18 protein-coding genes are annotated in these 20,042 nt (G+C 64.7%); 15 read left to right on the top strand and 3 right to left on the bottom strand.

The features are described 5' to 3' along the window. Positions 1-8: 8 nt before the first annotated feature. The 5 genes from cheZ (at position 9) to flhF (ending at position 8,746) form a co-directional block, all read left to right on the top strand. Positions 9-641: a protein phosphatase CheZ gene (gene cheZ / locus IAG39_RS18340; RefSeq protein WP_054456663.1), complete on the top strand. Its 633-nt coding sequence runs from the start codon at positions 9-11 to the stop codon at positions 639-641. Between the two features lie 234 nt (positions 642-875). Continuing rightward, entirely contained in the window at positions 876-2,423 is a 1,548-nt protein-coding gene (locus IAG39_RS18335) for a methyl-accepting chemotaxis protein (RefSeq protein ID WP_223283474.1), read from the top strand. Positions 2,424-2,609: 186 nt separating this feature from the next. Beyond that, positions 2,610-3,764, top strand: coding sequence for a flagellar biosynthesis protein FlhB (flhB, locus tag IAG39_RS18330; RefSeq protein ID WP_059374432.1), 1,155 nt, complete (start codon positions 2,610-2,612; stop codon positions 3,762-3,764). Positions 3,765-3,767: 3 nt separating this feature from the next. Next, positions 3,768-5,888: a flagellar biosynthesis protein FlhA gene (gene flhA / locus IAG39_RS18325; protein ID WP_059374434.1), complete on the top strand. Its 2,121-nt coding sequence runs from the start codon at positions 3,768-3,770 to the stop codon at positions 5,886-5,888. Then, positions 5,885-8,746 carry a flagellar biosynthesis protein FlhF gene (flhF, locus tag IAG39_RS18320; protein WP_118934093.1) on the top strand — a complete coding sequence of 954 codons (2,862 nt, stop codon included), beginning with the start codon at positions 5,885-5,887 and terminating at the stop codon, positions 8,744-8,746. Before flhA ends, flhF begins: the two co-directional genes overlap by 4 nt. Before the next feature lie 123 nt (positions 8,747-8,869). Here flhF and IAG39_RS18315 read toward each other — a convergent pair whose 3' ends face one another. The 3 genes from IAG39_RS18315 to flgA form a co-directional block, all read right to left on the bottom strand. Then, positions 8,870-9,349, bottom strand: a complete 480-nt coding sequence (locus IAG39_RS18315) for a flagella synthesis protein FlgN (RefSeq protein ID WP_165867943.1) — start codon at positions 9,347-9,349, stop codon at positions 8,870-8,872. Between the two features lie 31 nt (positions 9,350-9,380). After that, positions 9,381-9,674 carry a flagellar biosynthesis anti-sigma factor FlgM gene (gene flgM / locus IAG39_RS18310; RefSeq protein WP_118934097.1) on the bottom strand — a complete coding sequence of 98 codons (294 nt, stop codon included), beginning with the start codon at positions 9,672-9,674 and terminating at the stop codon, positions 9,381-9,383. Between the two features lie 129 nt (positions 9,675-9,803). Beyond that, complete coding sequence (flgA, locus tag IAG39_RS18305) at positions 9,804-10,517, bottom strand: flagellar basal body P-ring formation chaperone FlgA (protein ID WP_118934117.1); 714 nt, start codon at positions 10,515-10,517, stop codon at positions 9,804-9,806. Between the two features lie 175 nt (positions 10,518-10,692). On the opposite strand from flgA, the gene flgB reads away from it, so the two are divergent. The 10 genes from flgB (at position 10,693) to flgK (ending at position 20,035) form a co-directional block, all read left to right on the top strand. Beyond that, entirely contained in the window at positions 10,693-11,100 is a 408-nt protein-coding gene (gene flgB / locus IAG39_RS18300) for a flagellar basal body rod protein FlgB (protein ID WP_118934099.1), read from the top strand. 23 nt (positions 11,101-11,123) lie between these two features. Continuing rightward, a complete protein-coding gene (gene flgC / locus IAG39_RS18295) occupies positions 11,124-11,543 on the top strand; it encodes a flagellar basal body rod protein FlgC (RefSeq protein ID WP_054456669.1) in 420 nt (139 codons plus the stop codon). Between the two features lie 20 nt (positions 11,544-11,563). Beyond that, positions 11,564-12,262, top strand: a complete 699-nt coding sequence (locus IAG39_RS18290; protein WP_118934101.1) for a flagellar hook capping FlgD N-terminal domain-containing protein — start codon at positions 11,564-11,566, stop codon at positions 12,260-12,262. 71 nt (positions 12,263-12,333) lie between these two features. After that, complete coding sequence (locus tag IAG39_RS18285) at positions 12,334-13,827, top strand: flagellar hook-basal body complex protein (protein WP_118934103.1); 1,494 nt, start codon at positions 12,334-12,336, stop codon at positions 13,825-13,827. A gap of 37 nt (positions 13,828-13,864) precedes the next feature. Then, positions 13,865-14,629, top strand: coding sequence for a flagellar basal body rod protein FlgF (locus IAG39_RS18280; RefSeq protein WP_059374449.1), 765 nt, complete (start codon positions 13,865-13,867; stop codon positions 14,627-14,629). 65 nt (positions 14,630-14,694) lie between these two features. Further along, entirely contained in the window at positions 14,695-15,480 is a 786-nt protein-coding gene (gene flgG, locus IAG39_RS18275; protein ID WP_054456673.1) for a flagellar basal-body rod protein FlgG, read from the top strand. Beyond that, the gene (locus tag IAG39_RS18270) at positions 15,480-16,169 is read left to right on the top strand and encodes a flagellar basal body L-ring protein FlgH (protein ID WP_118934105.1); all 690 of its coding nucleotides are present in this window, start codon (positions 15,480-15,482) and stop codon (positions 16,167-16,169) included. Before flgG ends, IAG39_RS18270 begins: the two co-directional genes overlap by 1 nt. Positions 16,170-16,171: 2 nt before the next feature. Continuing rightward, positions 16,172-17,308: a flagellar basal body P-ring protein FlgI gene (locus IAG39_RS18265; protein ID WP_059374452.1), complete on the top strand. Its 1,137-nt coding sequence runs from the start codon at positions 16,172-16,174 to the stop codon at positions 17,306-17,308. Between the two features lie 5 nt (positions 17,309-17,313). Then, entirely contained in the window at positions 17,314-18,291 is a 978-nt protein-coding gene (gene flgJ, locus IAG39_RS18260; RefSeq protein WP_118934107.1) for a flagellar assembly peptidoglycan hydrolase FlgJ, read from the top strand. 70 nt (positions 18,292-18,361) lie between these two features. Next, positions 18,362-20,035 (top strand): flagellar hook-associated protein FlgK, encoded by a 1,674-nt coding sequence (gene flgK, locus IAG39_RS18255; RefSeq protein WP_118934109.1) that lies wholly within the window; start codon positions 18,362-18,364, stop codon positions 20,033-20,035. Positions 20,036-20,042 lie beyond the last annotated feature (7 nt).

Here is a 20,042-nt window from a genome sequence, read left to right as displayed (position 1 = left end):
GGTGAGCCATGAGCACGACGGAACATGAGAGCCCGGGCGAATCCCCCGACCTGATCCATCGCATCGCGTCGCTGACGCGCATGCTGCGCGACAGCATGCGCGAGCTGGGGCTGGATCAGGCCATCAAGGACGCCGCCAACGCCATTCCCGACGCCCGCGATCGTCTGCGCTACGTGGCGCAGATGACGGAGCAGGCCGCCAACCGCGTCTTGAACGCCACCGAGCAAGCCGGTCCCATCCAGGACGGCCTGTCGCGTTCGGCGCAGGCGCTGGATGCGCGCTGGCAGCAGTGGTACGACCAACCCCTGGAACTGCCCGAGGCGCGCGAACTGGTGAAGGACACCCGCGCCTACCTGCAGGATGTGCCGAAACAGGCGCAGCAGACGCAATCCCAGCTGATGGAAATCATCATGGCGCAGGATTTCCAGGACCTCACGGGCCAGGTCATCATGCGCATGATGGACGTGGTGGGCGCGATCGAGCGCGAACTGCTGCAGGTGCTGCTGGACAACGTCCCGCAAGAACGTCGCGACGAAGCGAACAGCCTGCTCAACGGGCCGCAGATCAGTCCGCAAGGCAAGACCGACGTGGTGACCAGCCAGGATCAGGTCGACGACCTGCTGGCCAGCCTGGGCTTCTAGCCGGGAGCCGCGCCGCCGGACAGGGTCTCCGGCGGCGCGTTTTCCTGGTGGTGCCGCCGCGCATGAAGGTAGTCCGCATGAAGGTAGTCCCTAAGGGCGCAAAGAGCGCCTCATGGATAGACTCCCCTCCAGAACAATAATCAGGGGCTGTGCAGCGTGAATCATGGCGCGCAATGCGCGCCAGGCAACGGATGCCCATAGAAGGCGATCCGGGCCGGCACAAGGAGGTTGATCATGGCCAGATCCGTATTCCGCCTGGGCGGCATGTGGCGGTTGTTGCGGCGGCTCAATCGCGGCGACGCGACACTGTCGGAACGCACGCTATCCATCAGTCCGGCTGTTTGGCCGCTGTACGGTTTCATGACGCGCATACGCAGCCGCATCATGACCGTACGCCAGTCCAGCATAGAAATCGCGCTGAATGCCGCGCGCACGCAGTTCCAGGCGGGCCATTGCTCGATCCTGGCGCAGGAGCAGGCGCGGGCTGCTGAGGCGCTCGCCGCCAGCGGCGCGCAAATCGCCGCCTTGTCGACATCAACATCCACCCATGCGCGCGAGATTGCCGAGGTGTCGGGGCAGAATCTGCACGCGGCGCAGCAGGCGCTGGCCGAACTGTCGGACGTCAAGGCGCGGGTAGAGCGCATGACGCGGGAGATGGCTTCATTCACCGAGGTGGTCGGGCAACTGACGGACCGCGCCCAGTCGGTCGGCGACATCAGCAAGCTGATCAAGGAGATCGCCCTGCAGACTCAGCTCCTGGCCTTGAACGCCGGGGTCGAGGCGGCCCGGGCAGGGGACGCGGGAAGGGGGTTCGCGGTGGTTGCCAGCGAGGTCGGGCGGCTGGCCGAACGCGTGAACTCGGCCACCAGCGATATCGGCCGACATACCGCCGAGATGTTGGAGCTGGTGGAGACGACCCAGCATCAGACCGGCACGCTGCGCGAGGACGTCAACGCTTCCGGCGTAGTGCTGGATCGGACATGCTCAGGCTTTGAGCGTTTCGTGCGCGACTTCGACAGCATGAACCGCCAGGTCGGCGACGTCGTTCAGGCCATCGGCGAGGTGGACTCGACCAACCACGGCATGAGCGAAGAGGTGGGGCGGATTGCCGCGCTGAGCGCCGACGTGCTGAAACGCGTGGGCCATATGTCCGGCGAAATCGACCGCATCCGCCGCCAGACGGAAAGCGTGCAGGAGGTGCTGGCCGACATGCGCACCGGCAATACCGCTTTTGACGGCCTGTCCCAGGCTCTCGAAGCCTTCCGGGATGCCGCCGTCAACCTGCTGGAAGACGCCAGGAGCCGCGGAGCGGACGTGTTCGACCGCCACTACCGGCGCATTCCCGGCAGCGAACCCGCGCGCTACCACACCAGTTACGACCGGCAGATCGACGAGACGGTGACGCAGCTGCTGGATAGCGTGCTGGATGGCGTGCCGGGCGGGATCTACACGATCCTGGTGGACGGCCGGGGTTACGCGCCGGCCCACAATCGCCGCTTTTCCCAGGCGCCTACCGGCGATCCGAAGCAGGACATCCTGCGGGTGCGCAACAAGCGCATCTTCGATGATCCGGTGGGCTTGCGCCTGGCGACCAATACCGGCGGAATGCTGCTGCAGACCTATTCCCGCGATACGGGCGAAATCGTCAATGACATATCCATTCCGGTCTATCTGGGGTCGGAACATTGGGGCGCGGTGCGGATCGGCCTGGATTTCGGCCGCTTCCAAGCGGCGGCCGGAGAGGGCGAGGCAGACCGGCTGGCGGTCGCCACGGGCGGCTGACGCCGCTGGCCCACCCGGGGCCGGGCGCGTTCCGGGCGGGCCTGGAACGCGCTGCCTGAAACGCATCCGGGAATAGCGCCGCTTTCCCCCCGTTTCTTGGCTTATCGCCGAGCCCCTGGGCCTCCTAGAATCTCGGCGGGCAGCTCGTCATTCCATAATCCGCGAGCCGCGACAATACCGCAGAGCATGGCCGAAGAAAGCGACCTCGAAAAAACCGAAGCCGCCTCTCCCAGGCGCCTGGAAAAGGCGCGCGAGGAGGGGCAGATTGCGCGTTCCCGCGAATTGGGAACGTTCATGATGCTGGCGGCGGGCGTGGGCGCCATCTGGGTGGGCGGCAGTTCGCTCTACCAGACCCTGAGCGGCGTGTTGCGAAACGGCCTGGCGTTTGATCAACGTATCGTCCTCGATCCCGGCGTGATGGTCGAACGCGCGGTCGAAGGTTTCGGCGAGGCGTTGCTGGTGCTGCTGCCGATTTTCGGGCTGCTGGCTGTCATCGCGGTGCTGTCCAGCGTGCTGTTGGGCGGCATCGTCATCTCGGGCAAGCCCCTGCAGTTCAATTTCTCCAAGCTCAGCCCCATTGCGGGCGTGAAGCGGATGTTCTCGTCGCAGACGGTGGTGGAGCTGATCAAGGCGCTGGCCAAGGCCGCGCTGGTCGGCGGGGTGGCGGTCTGGGTCATCTGGCGCTACCACGACGACATGCTCAGCCTGATGCACGTGGCGCCGTCGGCGGCGCTGATCAAGGCGCTGACGCTGGTGGCGATGTGCTGCGCCTTCATCGTGGCTTCGCTGATGGTCATCGTCATGCTGGACGTGCCGTGGCAGATCTGGAGCCACCTGAAGAAGCTGCGCATGTCCAAGGAAGACGTGCGCCAGGAGCACAAGGAAAGCGAAGGCGACCCCCACGTGAAGGCGCGCATCCGGCAGCAGCAGCGCCAGGCGGCGCGCCGCCGCATGATGGCGGAAGTGCCCAAGGCGGACGTGGTGGTGACCAACCCCACGCACTACGCCGTGGCTCTCAAGTACGACGAGGAAAAGAGCGGCGCGCCGCGCGTGCTGGCCAAGGGTACGGGCCTGATCGCGGCCAAGATCCGCGAGCTTGCCGCCGAGAACCGCATCCCGACATTGGAAGCGCCGCCCCTGGCGCGCGCATTGCATCAACACGTGGAGATTGGGCAGGAAATTCCGTCCGAACTCTACACCGCGGTGGCAGAAGTGCTGGCGTGGGTCTTCCAGCTGCGCTCCTGGCGGGCCGGTTGGGGCGCCGAACCGACGGCCCCGACCCGGTTGCCCGTGCCGGTCGAGCTGGACCCGCAAGCCAAAACCGCAGCACAAGGAGCTTAAGGAATGAGCGCTTTGCTCACCATGTTGAAGAGTAACGGGGCCACGCATGCGCGGCTGCTGGCAGGGCCGATCCTGATCGTGATGGTGCTGGGCATGATGGTCTTGCCCCTGCCCACGTTCCTGCTCGACCTGCTGTTCACCTTCAACATCGCGTTGTCGGTGATGATCCTGCTGGTGGCCATGTTCACGCGCAAGCCGCTGGATTTTGCGGCATTCCCGGCCGTGCTGCTGTTCGCCACGCTGCTGCGCCTGTCGTTGAACGTCGCCTCCACCCGCGTGGTGCTGCTCCATGGCCATACCGGGCCCGACGCTGCGGGCAAGGTCATTGAGGCCTTCGGCCACTTCCTGGTCGGCGGCAACTTCGCCGTGGGGATCATCGTCTTCGTGATCCTGACCATCATCAACTTCATCGTCATCACCAAGGGCGCGGGCCGTATCGCCGAGGTGGGCGCGCGCTTCACCCTGGACGCGATGCCGGGCAAGCAGATGGCGATCGATGCGGACCTGAATGCCGGCCTGATCGGCGAAGACGAGGCGCGCAAGCGCCGCGCGGAAGTCTCTCAGGAATCCGACTTCTTCGGCTCGATGGACGGTGCCAGCAAGTTCGTGCGGGGCGACGCCATCGCCGGCCTGCTGATCATGGCGATCAACATCATCGGCGGCCTGATCGTGGGCGTGGCCCAGCATGACATGTCGATGGGTGATTCGGCGCGCGTCTACACGCTGCTGACCATCGGCGACGGCCTGGTGGCGCAGATCCCGGCGCTGGTGATCTCCACCGCCGCGGGCGTGGTGGTATCGCGCGTCTCGACCGACCAGGACATCGGCCAGCAGATTCTCAGCCAGCTGTTCTCCAACCCCAGCGTGCTGTTCCTGACGGCCGGCATCGTCGGCATCATGGGCCTGATCCCCAACATGCCGCACGTCGCGTTCCTGACCCTGGCCGGCGCGCTGGGCTGGGGCGGTTGGATGCTGTACAAGCGGCAAACTGCGGCGGCGGCCGCGGCGGCCGAGGTGCCGCCGCAGGCCGTTACGCAGGCTCAGGCCGCGGCGGCCGAGGCCAGTTGGGACGACGTGTCCATGGTGGACCAGCTGGGCCTCGAGGTCGGCTACCGCCTGATCCCGCTGGTGGATCATGCCCAAAACGGGGAGCTGCTGCACCGGATCCGCAGCCTGCGCAAGAAATTCGCTCAGGACGTGGGCTTTTTGCCGCCGGTCGTGCATATCCGCGACAACCTGGAACTCAAGCCCAACGATTACCGCATCCTGCTGTCCGGCGTGGAGGTCGGCCACGGCGTCGCCATGCCGGGCCAGTGGCTGGCCATCGACCCGGGCGGCGTGACCGTGCAGATCAAGGGCACGCCCACGACCGATCCCGCCTTCGGCTTGCCGGCGCTGTGGATCGACGGCAGCCTGCGCGATCAGGCGCAGGTGGCGGGCTATACGGTGGTGGATGCCGGCACCGTGGTCGCGACGCACCTGAATCACCTGATGCACCGTCACGGTTCCAATCTGCTGGGCCGCCAGGAAGTGCAGCAATTGCTGGACCGCATTGGACGCGACGCGCCCAAGCTGGTCGAGGACCTGGTGCCCAAGACCCTGTCGCTTACGGCGCTGCAGAAGGTGCTGCAGGGCCTGCTGTCGGAAGAAGTGCCGATCCGCGACATGCGCACCATCATCGATACCTTGTCCGAACATGGTCCGCGCCTGGCGGCGCTGGCAGCCGGCACCGGCAGCCAGCCCGACATCAACGAACTGATCGCGCTGACGCGCCGTTCGTTGGGCCGCGCCATTACCCAGCAATGGTTCCCGGGAGAGGGCGAGCTGCGGGTAATCGGCCTGGACGTGAAACTCGAGCGTGTGCTTTCGCAGGCGATGACAACCAGCGGCGGCCTGGAACCCGGGTTGGCCGATACGTTGTTGCGCGAAGCGCAGGCCGCGGTCGAGCGCCAGGAATCGCAAGGCAATGCGCCGGTGTTGCTGGTGTCTCCGGTCTTGCGTGCGCCTTTGTCGCGCTTCCTGCGGCACCATCTGCCGCAGCTGGGCGTGTTGTCGAATACGGAAATACCCGATGAGCGCATGGTGCGTGTTACCGCGCTGATCGGCGGAGGTAATGGGGCATGAAGATAAGCCGATTTTTCGGGGCGAACAGCCGCGATGTGATGCGCCAGGTCCGGCAGGTGCTGGGACCGGACGCGCTGATCGTGTCGAACCGTAGCGTCGATGGCGGCGTCGAGGTACTGGCTACCGTCGAAGGCGCTTTTGACGATGCCGCTCACGAGACCGCGCCGCGCCAGGAAGCTGCGCCCGTCCGGCCGCTCGAAGCGCGGCCGCTGCCACCTGCGGGCGCGCCGGCAGGCATGCGTTTCGATGCGTCTGAGCAGGCGGGACGTGCGCCCGCGCCCGTGATGCCCCAGGGCGGATACGCGGCGCCGTCGCGTTCGATCGCCGCATACCAGACCGCTTACGCATCTTCGACACAGCCTGAAGATGAAGCGCCCCAGGTTGCTCCTATCGCGCCCCAGCCGGCGGCGCCCGTGCGGGTTGAATTGCCATCCCTGCCGCCGTTGCGCCAGGTCCCCGCTGATCAGTCCGCCGCATCCGCTGCCGCGCCTGGCGCTCCTGCGGCATCATCCGCGTATGCTGTTGCGCCCGCCGGGCAGGCCCCGGCGGCTGCCGCTGCCTATTCGGGCGTGCCTGCAAGCGCGGCTCCGGCGCCTGCGGCTTATACGCCAGCCACGCCCCAATCGGCACCGGCGCCTTACACGCCGGCCGCCCCTCAACCGGCACCCGCGCCTACGATGGCCCGCATGCCGGATGCGCCGTTGCGCCAACCGCCGGTTTTGCCGCCTGCGGCGATGCCGGCTGACGCCGCAGCGGGACTGCAGGACGCCATCAGCGCACTGCGTGGCGCTCTGGAAAGCCGCATGGACGGCCTGCTCTGGGGCGGCCGCCAAGGACCGGGCCGGGAACCCGCGGGCGCGGCGCTGTTCCGCAGCCTGCTGGACGCGGGGTTCAGCACCAAGCTGGTGCGCACCCTGGTGGAGCGCCTCCCGGAAGGAATGACGCCGGAAGCGGCGCTGAGCTGGGCCCGCAACGAGCTGGTGACCCACCTCCCGGTGCTGCGTTCCGAAGATGAGTTCCTGGCCGGCGGCGTATACGCCCTGGTCGGCCCGACTGGGGTGGGCAAGACGACCACGCTGGCCAAGCTGGCCGCGCGTTGCGTGGCGCGCGAGGGCCGCGAGCAGGTCGCGATGCTGACCACCGACAATTTCCGGATCGGCGCGCTGGAACAGTTGCAGATTTACGGACGCTTGATGGGCGTGCCCGCCCATTCGGTGCGCGATGCGGGCGAGCTGCGCCGCATCCTGGCTGAGTTGGGCAGCCGCAAGATCGTGCTGATCGATACCACTGGCATCAGCCAGCGCGACCGCCAGGTGGCGGAGCAGGCGGCCATGCTGTGCAATGCGGGCAAGCCGGTGCGCCGGCTGCTGGTGCTCAACGCGGCCAGCCAGGGCGACACGCTGGATGAAGTGGCGCATGCGTATCGCAATGGCGTGGGCGAGGATGTCGCCGGCTGCATCATTACCAAGCTGGACGAGGCTACCCGCCTGGGCGCGGCGCTGGATACGGCCATCCGTCATCGTTTGCCGATCCATTACATGTCGGTCGGGCAAAAGGTGCCTGAACACATGGAGCTGGCTCGCGCCGACGTGCTGATCGACCGCGCTTTCTCGATGGTCGAGCGCGCCCGCGCGCTATACACCCCTAGCGAGGCCGACCTGGCGACACTGGTGTCCGCGTCGCGGGAACCCGAAAGTGCGGATCCTGTCCGCAAGCGGCAATTGCTGGCATCGGCCATCTTGCGGCCGCAAGGCGGCGCAGGCTCCATCGAGGCCGCGCAGAATCTGGACGATGCCATTGCCTGGCTCGAAAGCGACCCGGCCTGCGTGCAGGCTCGCGCATCCTGGCGTGGCTATGTCGGGGATGGTTCTGGCGCAGGCCTCGCCGCGCTGGGTGACGAGCCTTTGGCGATGGCGCGCCGCGAATTTTCCTCCGTCTGCGGACGGCATCTGCTTGCCGTGCACGGCAAAGCCTCCTTGACGGGCGAGGGGTTGCCTGGAGGTGCACTGCTGGGCGCGCTGCTGATGAGCGATCGCGGGACCGCCCTGGCGGCACCCGCGCAGCAGCTAGTGTTGCCGCACGGCATGCTGTCCTCATTCGCGCCGGCGGCGCCCGCCCAGCCGGATGCGGCCCTGGCGTTGCAGACGCGCGTGACCTGGCTGGCCGAAAAACTGGCGCGAGTGCCCGTCGTGCACATGCTGGAAGCCGGCACCGCCGCCTTGTGGCCGACCCTGAGCGAACAAGGCGTCGCCTGGGTGGCGCGTAGCGCCGGCGGCCAGCGTGTCATCCAGGATGACTGCCCGACCAATCTGAATGCCGTGGGCAAGAGCGTGGGCTATCTGCCGGTCGGTCAGCCCGGGGATATGCCGGGGCTGCACACCGTGCAGGGTGGCAAGCGTGTGCCGCTGGCGTTGTGGGCCTCCGGCACGGAAGTGACGTTGCCGGGCCGCAGCGGCGGCGAACCTGTGAGGCTGGTCTGCGCACGCTTGATCGATACGGTCAGCGGCGAGGTGGCGGGACAATTGTTCGGCATGACCAATCTTCCTGCGTCTCAGGCAGACGCCGCTACCGTGGCGCGCTGGCTGGTGTTGCAGGATGAGGCCAAGGCGGGCTTTCGCTATATGGCGAGCGCATGGCAGGCTTTGCCCGCCGTGGATGGCGCTGACGCGTTGGCACGCCAATCCCTGATGGCGGGCCAGATGGGCGCGGCTTGCTGGCAGTTGGCGCATACAGCTGGGGCGGATATGGTGCGCGCCCCTCTGTCAGGCATCATGGGAACGGACCGCAAGCTGTCCGGCCGTGTGCTGCCGGTGGCCTTGTTGAAGATGTACGCGATGCTGGAGATGACGGGGACGTAGTGACAATGGCCGCCGTAGTCCGATTGCAGGAGCTCAGGGCTGGGATTCTGGCGGAAGGACGGCGCGTGCGCGGCGTCCGTCCAGTAGCCGATCAATCAGCGCTGATTCGGCCCGTACCGCAGTTCAGCCGGCAACGATAGGCTTGCGGCCAGGGGTGCCACGGGCGCCGCGGCCGCGTGCATCGTACGTGGACGGAGCTCCGCCAGCCGCACCCACATTGCGCAGGGCGTCCAGCGATTGCTGCGTATAGCGCAGGTGAACGTCGATGAGGGCGCCGTTGCGCAGGTTGATTTCGTTGGCGGCCGCCGATTTGCTTAGCAGGGATTGCCACACGCCCGACAGTTGCGGGTGCAGAACGGCTGCTTGTTCGGTGCCGGTGTGCCCAGCCGGCAATCCAATTTCTGCGAGCAGGGAATCACGGACCTGACTCAGATCCACGAGCTTGCGGGCGAGGCCGCCCTTGCGCTCCGTAATTTCCTGCAGCACACCGACGGTTCCCAGCCCCACCAGCACTTCAGTCTCTTCTTCCAGAACGGTCGAGAACTCGGTGATCAGAGTGTCTTCCTGCTGCATGCAGGATTGCAGGGCGTCTACGGTGCTCATGGTCATGCTGCTCGGATCGGAAGGTTGCGGGTTACTTCAACAGGTCTCGGGCGCTGGCGATCAGGCTGTCCGCGATGCGGCCCGTGTCGATCTTGAGCTGACCCGAAGCGATGGCGGCGCGGATGGCGGCCACGCGTTCGACGTTGATGTCATTGGATCCGTTCTGCAGCGCCAACAGCTTGCGCGATGCCGAACTCAGCGCCACCTGCGAGCTGCTGGAGCCGCTGGCGCTGCCGGCGCCATAGGCCTGGGCAACCGCCGAGTCAGCGCGGGGCGCGACGGTGTCAGCCGAAAGGGGGCGGTTGGTGGTGGAATTGATCTTCAAGATTATCTCCGCAGGGCGTCCTGGGTCGGTTGTGCGACGGATTCGCCTACTTATGCCTCTGTAACGGCAGGGCCGGACGGAACTTTAGGGGAGGGCGGTTTCCTGGTGCAATGCAATATGTAACAGTAATTACAGTTGTATTTCGACCAGGCCGGCATTGCGCACCACGCCGCTGACCACTTGGCCGCCCGCGGTCCGCACCTGTACGGTGGCGCCCGGCGCAGCGTTGTCCAACGCCTGGCCTTCGCTGCTGACTACGAAACCTTTGCCGCGAGCGTTGATGCGGACATTGGCGCCCCGGATCACCGATTGTGCGTTGCGCAACCCGGAGCCCCGCACCGCTTGCCCGGCGTTGATCCGGTGAACGGCGGTCATGCCTACCACGGTCTGTGGATCCGTGATCGCGCCCGGGGGCAGGGTGACCAGATCGCCGTCCCTAGGGGCGAGGTCGTCCGGTGTCAGGGCCTGTCCGGCGGCAATCATGCGAGCGGCGACGTAATAGTGGCCCGGGACGCTGACTGTCGCCTGGACATAAGCCGTCCATGGTTTGGGCGCGTTGCAACGTATCCCGACCGTCATGCGCGAGCGCAGCTTCATGCCAGATGGCATGAACGGGGACATGGCGTCGCAAGGCGTCAGGCGTTCTGCGCGCGGAGGATCGATCGCTACCGAAGGCTGCCCGGGCAGGCCAGCCAGTTGGTCCAGTAGATAGGTCTGCGCCGCAAGGGCGATGGCCTCGGGAGCCTGAGTCGCCGCTTCCTGTCCCTGCGCGGCAGCCAGGGGCAGCAGCAGGGCGGCCAGGCAGATGGCGCGCGCGCGGAGTCGGGGTGCGGATATTTTCATGATGGAGGAATTGTAGAAGTCCGCGGCATTCGGCAATACGTGAATTGGATGAGAAATGGCGGGTTATTTGGCTGATTGTGTCGCCTCCCCGGCCCCTATGATGCCGTCATCCAATGGGATAACGGTCTGTCCGGTCCCTTGTTTTGTCCGAATTGCAACGCACCAAGGCGCCCCGATGCTAGACAGGCTCAATGAAGATTTCCGGTTTTACCAGCAGGCCCTGGGGCTGCGCGCGCAACGCCAGGAAGTGCTGTCGTCGAACATCGCCAACGCCGATACCCCCAACTACAAGGCGCGCGATTTCGACTTCAAGACGGCCATGGCCAACGCCATGGAAGGCACCAAACGCTTGCCCGATACCTCGCTCACGCTGACGTCCGCGCGCCATATTCCGGCCAAGGCCGTATCCCAGGGGCCGACCGACCTCCTGTACCGCTTGCCGTACCAGCCCAGCATGGATGGAAACACGGTGGACATGGACATCGAACGGGTGCAGTTCGCGGATAACACCCTGCATTACCAAAGCACGATGCAGATGCTGTCTGGCCGTATCCGGACCATGATGGCCGCAATTCAGGAATGATTCTTTAAAGGGAGCGGCAGGCAATGTCCTTGTTGAGCATTTTCGATATCGCTGGTTCGGCGCTCAGCGCGCAATCGCAGCGCATGAACGTGGCGGCCAGCAACATGGCCAACGCCGACAGCGTGGTCGGCCCCGACGGCAAACCCTACCGCGCCCGTCAGGTGGTATTCCAGGTGAATCCCCCGGCCGGTCAGGCGCTGGGCCAGGAGATCGGCGGAGTGCGCGTGGCTGGCGTGGTCGAAGACCAGTCTCCCTTGAAGCAGGTCTATGACCCGCAGCACCCCATGGCCGACGCCCAGGGCTACGTCAGCATGCCCAATGTCGACCCGGTGGCCGAAACCGTGAACATGATCGCGGCCTCGCGCTCTTACCAGGCAAACGTGGAAGTGCTCAACACCGCCAAGGCGTTGATGCAGAAGACCCTGACCATCGGCCAGTCCTAATTTCCGGAACCAGTTAATCCATGACCACTATCGACCAATCGACGAGCAAAACCGGCTTGGGCCTGGCTCAAACTGGCGCCAATAGCAGCAGCACGGCGCAAGGCCTGCAGGACCAGTTCCTGAAACTGCTGGTCACGCAGCTGCAGAACCAGGATCCCCTGAATCCGATGCAAAACGCCGAGCTGACCTCCCAGCTGGCCCAGATCTCCACGGTGGAAGGCATCACCAACCTGAAGAACACCATGCTCGCCATCAGCGGCCAGATCGACGTGTCTCAGTCGATGAACGCCGTGGCCATGATAGGCAAGGGCGTGCTGATCCCTGGTTCCAAGATCAAGTCCGGCGTGGATGCGGAACATCCCGAGGCCCGTGTCGTCACGCCTTATGGTCTGGACCTGCAGGGCGATGCCCAGAAGGTGCAGATTCGCATTTCCGACTCCAACGGCGCGGTCGTGCGCACGATCGAAACGAAGGACCAGAAGCCCGGCGTGTACACGTTGTCGTGGGATGGCAAGAACGATAACGGCGTGGTGCTGGAACCGGGCGCGTACACCGTGTCCGTCCTGGCCACGGATGCCGACGGCAAGAAAGTGAATGCGGAAGTCCTGAGCTACGGCCAGGTCAAGAGCGTCGCGTACTCCACTGAAGGCCTGAGGCTGGATCTGGGCCTGGAAGGCCAGACCAGCATGCTGGACGTGCGCAAGGTGATCGGCGCCTGAAGCTGGCGCAATGCATTGGTGCCGGCGCATGGGCGGCGGCTTCCCCTAGTTAAAGATTAGCGAGAACAAACATGGGTTTCGGACAAGGATTGAGCGGCTTGAACGCCGCGGCGCAGAACCTGGACGTCATCGGCAACAACATCGCCAACTCCGGCACGGTCGGCTTCAAGTCGTCGACTGCGTCGTTTGCTGACGTCTATGCCAGTTCGCGCGTTGGCCTGGGCGTGAAGGTTGCCGGCATCAGCCAGCGCTTCACGGTAGGGGCGGTGAACGGCGGTGGCGGCGAGTACGACATCGCGATCGATGGCGCCAAAGGCATGTTCCGCGTCACCGACCAAAGCGGCGCCGTGATGTACACCCGCAACGGCGAGTTCATGGTCGACAAGAACAACTTCATCGTGAACGCGCAGGGCTATCGCATGACGGGCTATCCGGCGGGCGCGATCGGGGCGAATCCGGTGGAATTGCAGCTTCCGACGGCCAACGTGGCGCCCAAGGCGACGTCGACGGGAACGACCGTGGCGAACCTGGATGCCAATGCGAAGGTCATCTACGAGGTGGATACGCAAACCAAGGCTCCAGTCCCTGGAACGGTCACGTTGGGCGCGGCCCCCGGCACCGTGTATTCCTTCACTCGCGACGCTACCGGCGTCGCCACGCTGGTGGATACGGTTCCCCCGGGTGGTGGGTTGCCCCCCGCCGGTACTTTTACGAATGGTGCGGATAGTGTGACGGTGAGCGCCACGGGCGTTGTCACCGGCGATCTGTCGAAAATGGCATCGTTCACCGAGTACGTGGCGGCCGTGGTCGAAACCGGCAAGCCGTTCGACCCCAAGCTGTCCAGCACCTACACCAACGCGTCGCCGATGACCGTGTTCGACTCGTTGGGCAATTCCCACCAGGTCATGCAGTACTTCGTGAAGCGTCCGGCGGACGCGGCGGGCAACAGCATCTACGACGTCTATTACACAATGGACGGCCAGGCCATGGCGCCTACCACTGAAGCAGCCGGCGTCTGGGGCAATCCCCAGAAGTTCACGTTCAACAAAGCCGGCGTGATGACCAGCGCGCCGGTGGTGAACCTGTCGTTCGCCGCCCCGGGGGGCGGCGCCACGCCCGCCGATCCGATCAACATCGCGATGAACTACGCAGGCACCACCCAATACGGCAGCGCCTACAAGCTGGTGGCCAAACCTGACGGCTACACCTCGGGTGAATTCAGCGGCATCAATATCAGTGCCGACGGCAGCCTGGTCGCCAGCTACACCAACGGCGAGACCCAGGTCGTTGGCACTATCGTGCTGGCGGACTTTTCCAACCTGCAGGGCCTGCAGCCCGTGGGCAACAACGCCTGGACTGAGACGGCCGCTTCGGGTCAGCCCATCCTGGGCCAGCCCGGCACCAACGGCCTGTCCCGGGTCGTGGGCCAGGCTACCGAAGCGTCCAACGTCGACATGAGCAAGGAACTGGTCAACATGATCATTGCCCAGCGCACCTACCAGGCCAACTCGCAGACCATCAAGACCCAGGACGAAATCATGCAAGTCCTGATGAGCCTGAAGTAAGCCCGGCAGGCACGAGAAGACACCGACGGAATAGGCAATGGACCGTATCATCTACACCGCCATGAATGGCGCGGCGCGCATCACCGAGCATCAGGCCGCGCTTTCCAACAATATGGCCAACGTGAACACGGCGGGCTTCCGCGAGCAGATCGCGCTGTACCGTTCCGTGCCCGTCACGGACGGGACGAGTCTGCCCACGCGTGTTTCGACGGTGGCGTCCACGCCGCGCAACAGCTTCCAGATGGGCAATATGCAGACGACGGGCCGGGATCTGGACGTGGCGTTGTCCAGCGAGCGCGGCTGGATCGCCGTGCAGACGCCGCAAGGCGAGGCCTACACCCGCGCCGGCAGCCTGCAGGTCGGCATCAATGGCCTGTTGCAGACCTCTCTCGGTCAACCCGTGCTGTCGGACCAGGGCGGTCCCATCGACGTACCCGACCAGGCTGCGCTGACGATCACCGCGGACGGCACCATTACCGCCATCGGCGCCGGTGACGCGCCGAACAACATTCTGAACCTGGGCCGGATCAAACTGGCCAACCCGCAGAACGAGCAGCTGGTGCACGGCGACGACGGCGTGTTCCGCATGGCGCCCGTCAATGGCCAGCCTGCGCCTCCGGTACCCGCCGACCCCAGCCTGCGGCTGTTGTCGGGCGTGCTGGAAGGCAGCAATACCAATCCGATGGCGGCGATGGTGGGCATGATCGCCAACGCCCGCCGCTTCGAGCAGCAGATGCAGGTGATCCAGCAGTCCGACCGCAACGCCGAGCGCGCCAACGGCATCCTGTCGGTAAGCGCCTGATACGGCAACTGAACTAGAAACAATTTTTGCGCGCGGCCGGGCCGCGACACCAGGAGTACTTCATCATGATGCGTTCGTTGTGGATCGCCAAGACGGGTCTGGAAGGTCAGCAGACCTCCATGGACGTGATTTCGAACAACTTGGCCAACGTTTCGACCAATGGCTTCAAGCGCGGCCGCGCCGTGTTCCAGGACCTGATGTACCAGACGCTGCGTCAGCCTGGCGCCCAGGTCGGCGACGCCACCCAGTTGCCGTCGGGCCTGCAACTGGGTACTGGTGCGCGCGTTGCAGCGACCGAGCGCATCCACACTGCGGGCAACCTGAACAACACCGGCAGCGAGATGGACATCGCCATCAACGGCCGCGGTTTCCTGCAGGTCGAACTGCCTGACGGCACCCAGGCCTACACCCGAGACGGCGCGTTGCAACGCGACCAGAACGGCCAGTTGACGACCGTCAGCGGCTACGTGATCCAGCCGCCGATGAACATCCCCGACAATGCGCTGTCGATCTCCATCGGCAACGACGGCATCGTTTCGGTTACGCAGCCCGGCGCCGCTGGCATCAACGTACAGATCGGTCAGCTGCAGATCGCGACGTTCATCAACCCCACCGGGTTGCAGAGCGTAGGTGAAAACCTGTACCTGGAAACCGACGCTTCGGGACCCGCCAACCTGTTGCAGCCTGGCGTGGATGGCGCCGGTTCGATCATGCAGAAGTACGTTGAAACCTCCAACGTCAACGTCGCCGAAGAACTGGTCAACATGATCACCACGCAGCGCGCGTACGAAATGAACAGCAAGGCCGTCAAGACCTCGGACGAAATGCTGGCTCGCCTGACTCAACTGTGATGCTTATGTCTGTTCTGCGCCTGGTATCGAGTGCGGCCCTGGCTATGCTGGTGGCCGGTTGCGCCATGATCCCGCCCGAGCCCATCGTGACCGGGCCGACGACGGCGGTGCCGCCGCCTCCGCCTACGGCCATGGCGCAGCCCACGGGCTCGATCTATCAGCCTACGACATACGGCAACTATCCCTTGTTCGAGGACCGCCGGCCGCGCAACGTGGGCGACATCGTCACCATCGTCCTGAACGAGAAGACCAACGCTTCCAAGAACGTCGCCACCAACACCAACCGTAGCGGCAGCGCCTCCCTGGGCATCGCGGCTGCGCCGTCCTTCATGGACAGTTGGGCCAACGCCAACCTGAACACCGACGCCAAGGGCGGCAATGTGTCGCAGGGCAAGGGTGACAGCACGGCGAACAATGCCTTTACCGGCACCATCACCACCACGGTGGTGGGGGTGATGTCCAATGGCAACCTGCAGGTCGCGGGCGAAAAGCAGATCGCCATCAACCGGGGCAGCGAATTCGTGCGCTTCTCCGGCGTGGTCGATCCGCGCTCCATCACCGGCACCAACACCGTGTCGTCCACGCAGGTGGCCGACGCCCGCATCGAGTACCGCAGCAAAGGCGTCATGGACGAAGTCCAGACCATGGGCTGGCTGCAACGCTTCTTCCTGATCGCTTCGCCGTTCTGAACATGAAACAACCGAATCCGATATCCGCCTTGGTGTCCTTGTTGGCGCGCGTCTGCATTTCGGTCGGGCTGGTGGCCGGCGCGGGCGCGGCACACGCCGAACGGCTCAAGGATCTGGCTTCAATCCAGGGCGTGCGGGGCAACCAGCTGATCGGCTATGGCCTGGTCGTGGGCCTGGACGGCAGCGGTGACCAGGTGCGGCAGACGCCGTTCACGCAGCAAAGTCTGACCAATATGCTGTCGCAGCTGGGCATCACCGTTCCGCCCGGCAGCAATATGCAGTTGAAGAACGTGGCCGCGGTCATGGTCACGACCACGCTGCCGGCTTTCGCCCGCCCGGGGCAGACGCTGGACGTGGTGGTGTCGTCCATGGGTAACGCCAAGAGCCTGCGCGGCGGCACGTTGCTGATGACTCCGCTCAAAGGCGCCGACAGCCAGGTCTACGCCATCGCCCAGGGCAATATCCTGGTGGGCGGCGCGGGCGCCTCCGCCGGCGGTTCCAGCGTGCAGATCAACCAGTTGAACGGCGGACGCATCAGCGCCGGCGCCATTGTCGAGCGCGGCGTGCCCACCACGTTCTCGCGCGACGGCTACGTTTACGTGGAACTGAACAACACCGATTTCGGTACGGCGCAGAATGTGTCCATGGCGTTGAACCGCAAGTTCGGCCAAGGCACCGCTACCGCCCTGGACGGGCGCGTGGTGCAGGTCCGTACGCCGATGGACCAGGCGTCGCAGGCGCGTTTCCTGTCGCAGCTCGAAGATTTGCAGGTGACGCGCGCGCCCACCGTGGCCAAGGTCATCATCAATGCGCGCACGGGTTCGGTCGTCATGAACCGTACCGTCATGATCGAAGAGGCCGCCGTGGCGCACGGCAATCTGTCGGTCATCATCAATCGCCAGAACCAGGTGTCTCAGCCTGACACGCCGTTCACCGAAGGGCAGACGGTAGTGGTGCCCAATACCCAGATCGAGGTGCGCCAGGAAAACGGCTCCCTGCAGCGCGTGAGCACCAGCGCCAATCTGGCGGACGTGGTCAAGGGCTTGAACGCCTTGGGCGCCACGCCGCAGGACCTGCTGGCGATTCTGCAGGCCATGAAGACGGCCGGCGCCTTGCGCGCCGAACTGGAAATCATCTGACGGCCATGGCTTACACCAATGATGCGGCGCGCGGCGCCAGCCGGCAGGATTCGGTCTTCGACATGGGCCGCCTGTCGGACTTGAAGCGCGACGTCAAGAAAGATCCTGAGGGGACGGAGCAGCAGAAGCAGGTCGCCAAGCAGTTCGAGGCCCTGTTCCTGCAGATGATGGTCAAGCGCATGCGCGAGGCGACGCCCAAGGAGGGGCTGTTCGACTCGCAGCAGACGCAGATGCTGCAGTCCATGGCGGACGAGCAACTGGCCTTGCATCTGGCGTCGCCCGGCATCGGATTGTCTGGTGCCATCTTGGCGCAGATGCAGCAGGGCAAGCCCGGCGAGCTGGGCGCGGATGCCGTCAAGCGCCTGGGAGAGGGTTCGGATCTCGATTTCCGCTCGGCCGGCTCGCGCGAAGTCTCGGCCCTGTTGAATGTGATGCGCAACAACAGCGCGCAGAACCGGGCGCTGGCCGCCGCGGAAGGCGCGCCCGACCACGTGGTCTCTTTCGTGTCCAAAATGTCGCGCGCCGCCAATCTCGCTTCCCAGCAAAGCGGCGTGCCGGCCCGCCTGATCATGGGCCAGGCGGCGCTGGAGTCGGGCTGGGGCAAGCGCGAGATCAAGCACCAGGACGGCAGCACCAGCTACAACCTGTTCGGCATCAAGGCGGGTTCCAGCTGGAAGGGTCAGGTCGTCAACGTGTTGACCACCGAATACGAAGATGGCGTGGCGAAAAAGGTGACGCAACCTTTCCGCGCCTACGCGTCCTACGAGGAATCGTTCGCGGATTACGCCCGGCTGATCGGCAACAGCCCGCGCTACGAGGGTGTCACGCAGGCGCGAAACGAGATCGAGGCGGCGCGCCGGATCCAGGATGCGGGCTATGCGACCGATCCGCAGTACGCGCAAAAATTGATCGGCGTGATGAGCCAGCTGCGAGGCGCGGCATCCAAGGTGGAAATTTCTCGCCAGATGCTGGAAGGACTCTAAATTCCGATCACCTCCTGCCGTTAATTGGATATCCAGGCATATCAGCGGTTAAATACGGGGCATTGTCAGCATGAACATGTATAAATTGGCACTGGGCGGGCTGAACGCCGCTCAGGCAGGCTTGGCCACCACCAGCCACAATATCAACAATGCCACCACGGCCGGGTACAACCGCCAGCGCGTCATGGTTTCGACCGCCGGCGCTCAGGCCACCAGCAACGGCTTCATCGGCCGTGGCGTGCAGGTCGACACCGTCGTGCGCAGCTACGACAGTTTCCTGTACAAGCAACTGGTCGGCGCGCAGGGTAGCGGCGCCCAGCTTCAGACCCAGTTCGACCAGGTCTCGCAGATCAATAATCTGTTTGCTGACCGCACGGTGGGCATCGCTCCCGGCCTGACCAATTTCTTTACCAGCATGAACACGGTCGCCAGCAAGCCGGCTGACCCGGCCGCACGCCAGGATCTGTTGGGAAAAGCCAATAGCCTGGCCACGCAGATCCGTTCGGCTTATTCGGAAATGCAGAACCAGCGCATGGGTTTGAATGCGCAGATCACGACCACGGTCGACCAGGTCAACAGCTATCTGTCGCGTATCGACGACTTGAATCAGCAGATTTCGCTGGCGACGGGCAAGGCTGGCGGCAGCCCCCCGAACGATCTCCTGGATCAGCGCGACCAGGCGGTGATGGAACTGAACCAGCTGGTGGGCGTCACCACCTACGAACAAGGCGACAAGATCAGCATTTCGCTGGCCAACGGCGGCCAGGCGCTGCTGTCGGGCAATACGATCTACCCCTTGCAGGCGGTGTCTTCGTCCCAGGATACTAGCCGTACTGTCATCGCCTACACCTTGCCTGCCGGCGCCGGCAAGACGGTTGCGGTGGAATTGAATGATGCGGAAGTGACCGGCGGCAAGCTCGGCGGCCTGCTCCAGTTCCGGGCATCGTCCCTGGACGTCATGCAGAGCCAATTGGGCCAGATGGCGGTAGGCCTGGCTTTGTCCTTCAACGAACAGCATAAGCAAGGGCTCGACCAAAGCGGCAAGCCCGGCACGGACTTCTTCGGCATCAGCAACCCGCAGGGCGTGCCGAACGCGAACAACAAGGGCAACGCGCAGATTTCCGGTCAGTTCACCGATCTGAACAACATCAACGCCAAAGACTACGAAATCTCGTTCGATGGCAGTTCTTACCGGGTGTTGCGCATGCCGGAAGGCACGCAAGTCTACAACGGCCCGGCCACCGGCACGCCGCCCTCGGCGACGCTCGACCTGCGGTCCGAAATGGGCGTGACCTTGACGATCGACGCACCGCCTCAGGCGGGTGACAAGTGGTCCTTGTCCCCCACGCGCGACGCGGCCCGCGACCTGCAAGTGCTGATCACGGATCCCGACAAGATTGCCGCGGCTGACGCCGCCGGCGGCGACAGCAACGGCAAGAACGCCCTGAAGCTGGCTCAACTGCAAACTGCAAAGGTGTTGGGCCGCGGCACGATGAACATTACCGAGATGTTCTCCCAGGTGGTCAACACCGTTGGCGTGCAGACCGCGCAAATCAAGACTGCTGCCATCGCGCAGGGGAATCTGATCGCGCAGAAGACCGCAGCGCAGCAGGCCGTGTCGGGTGTCAACTTGAACGAAGAGTACGTCAGCCTGTCGCTGTACCAGGAACAGTATCAAGCCAGCGCCCGCATCATTGATGTGGCCAGCACCATGTTCGACACGTTGCTGGGTCTGCGCGGCTGATCGAATC

The organism is Achromobacter xylosoxidans (assembly GCF_014490035.1).
Taxonomy (GTDB): domain Bacteria; phylum Pseudomonadota; class Gammaproteobacteria; order Burkholderiales; family Burkholderiaceae_B; genus Achromobacter; species Achromobacter bronchisepticus_A.
Note: the sequence above shows the minus strand (reverse complement) of the source record. Positions and strands in the feature narration are given on the sequence as shown.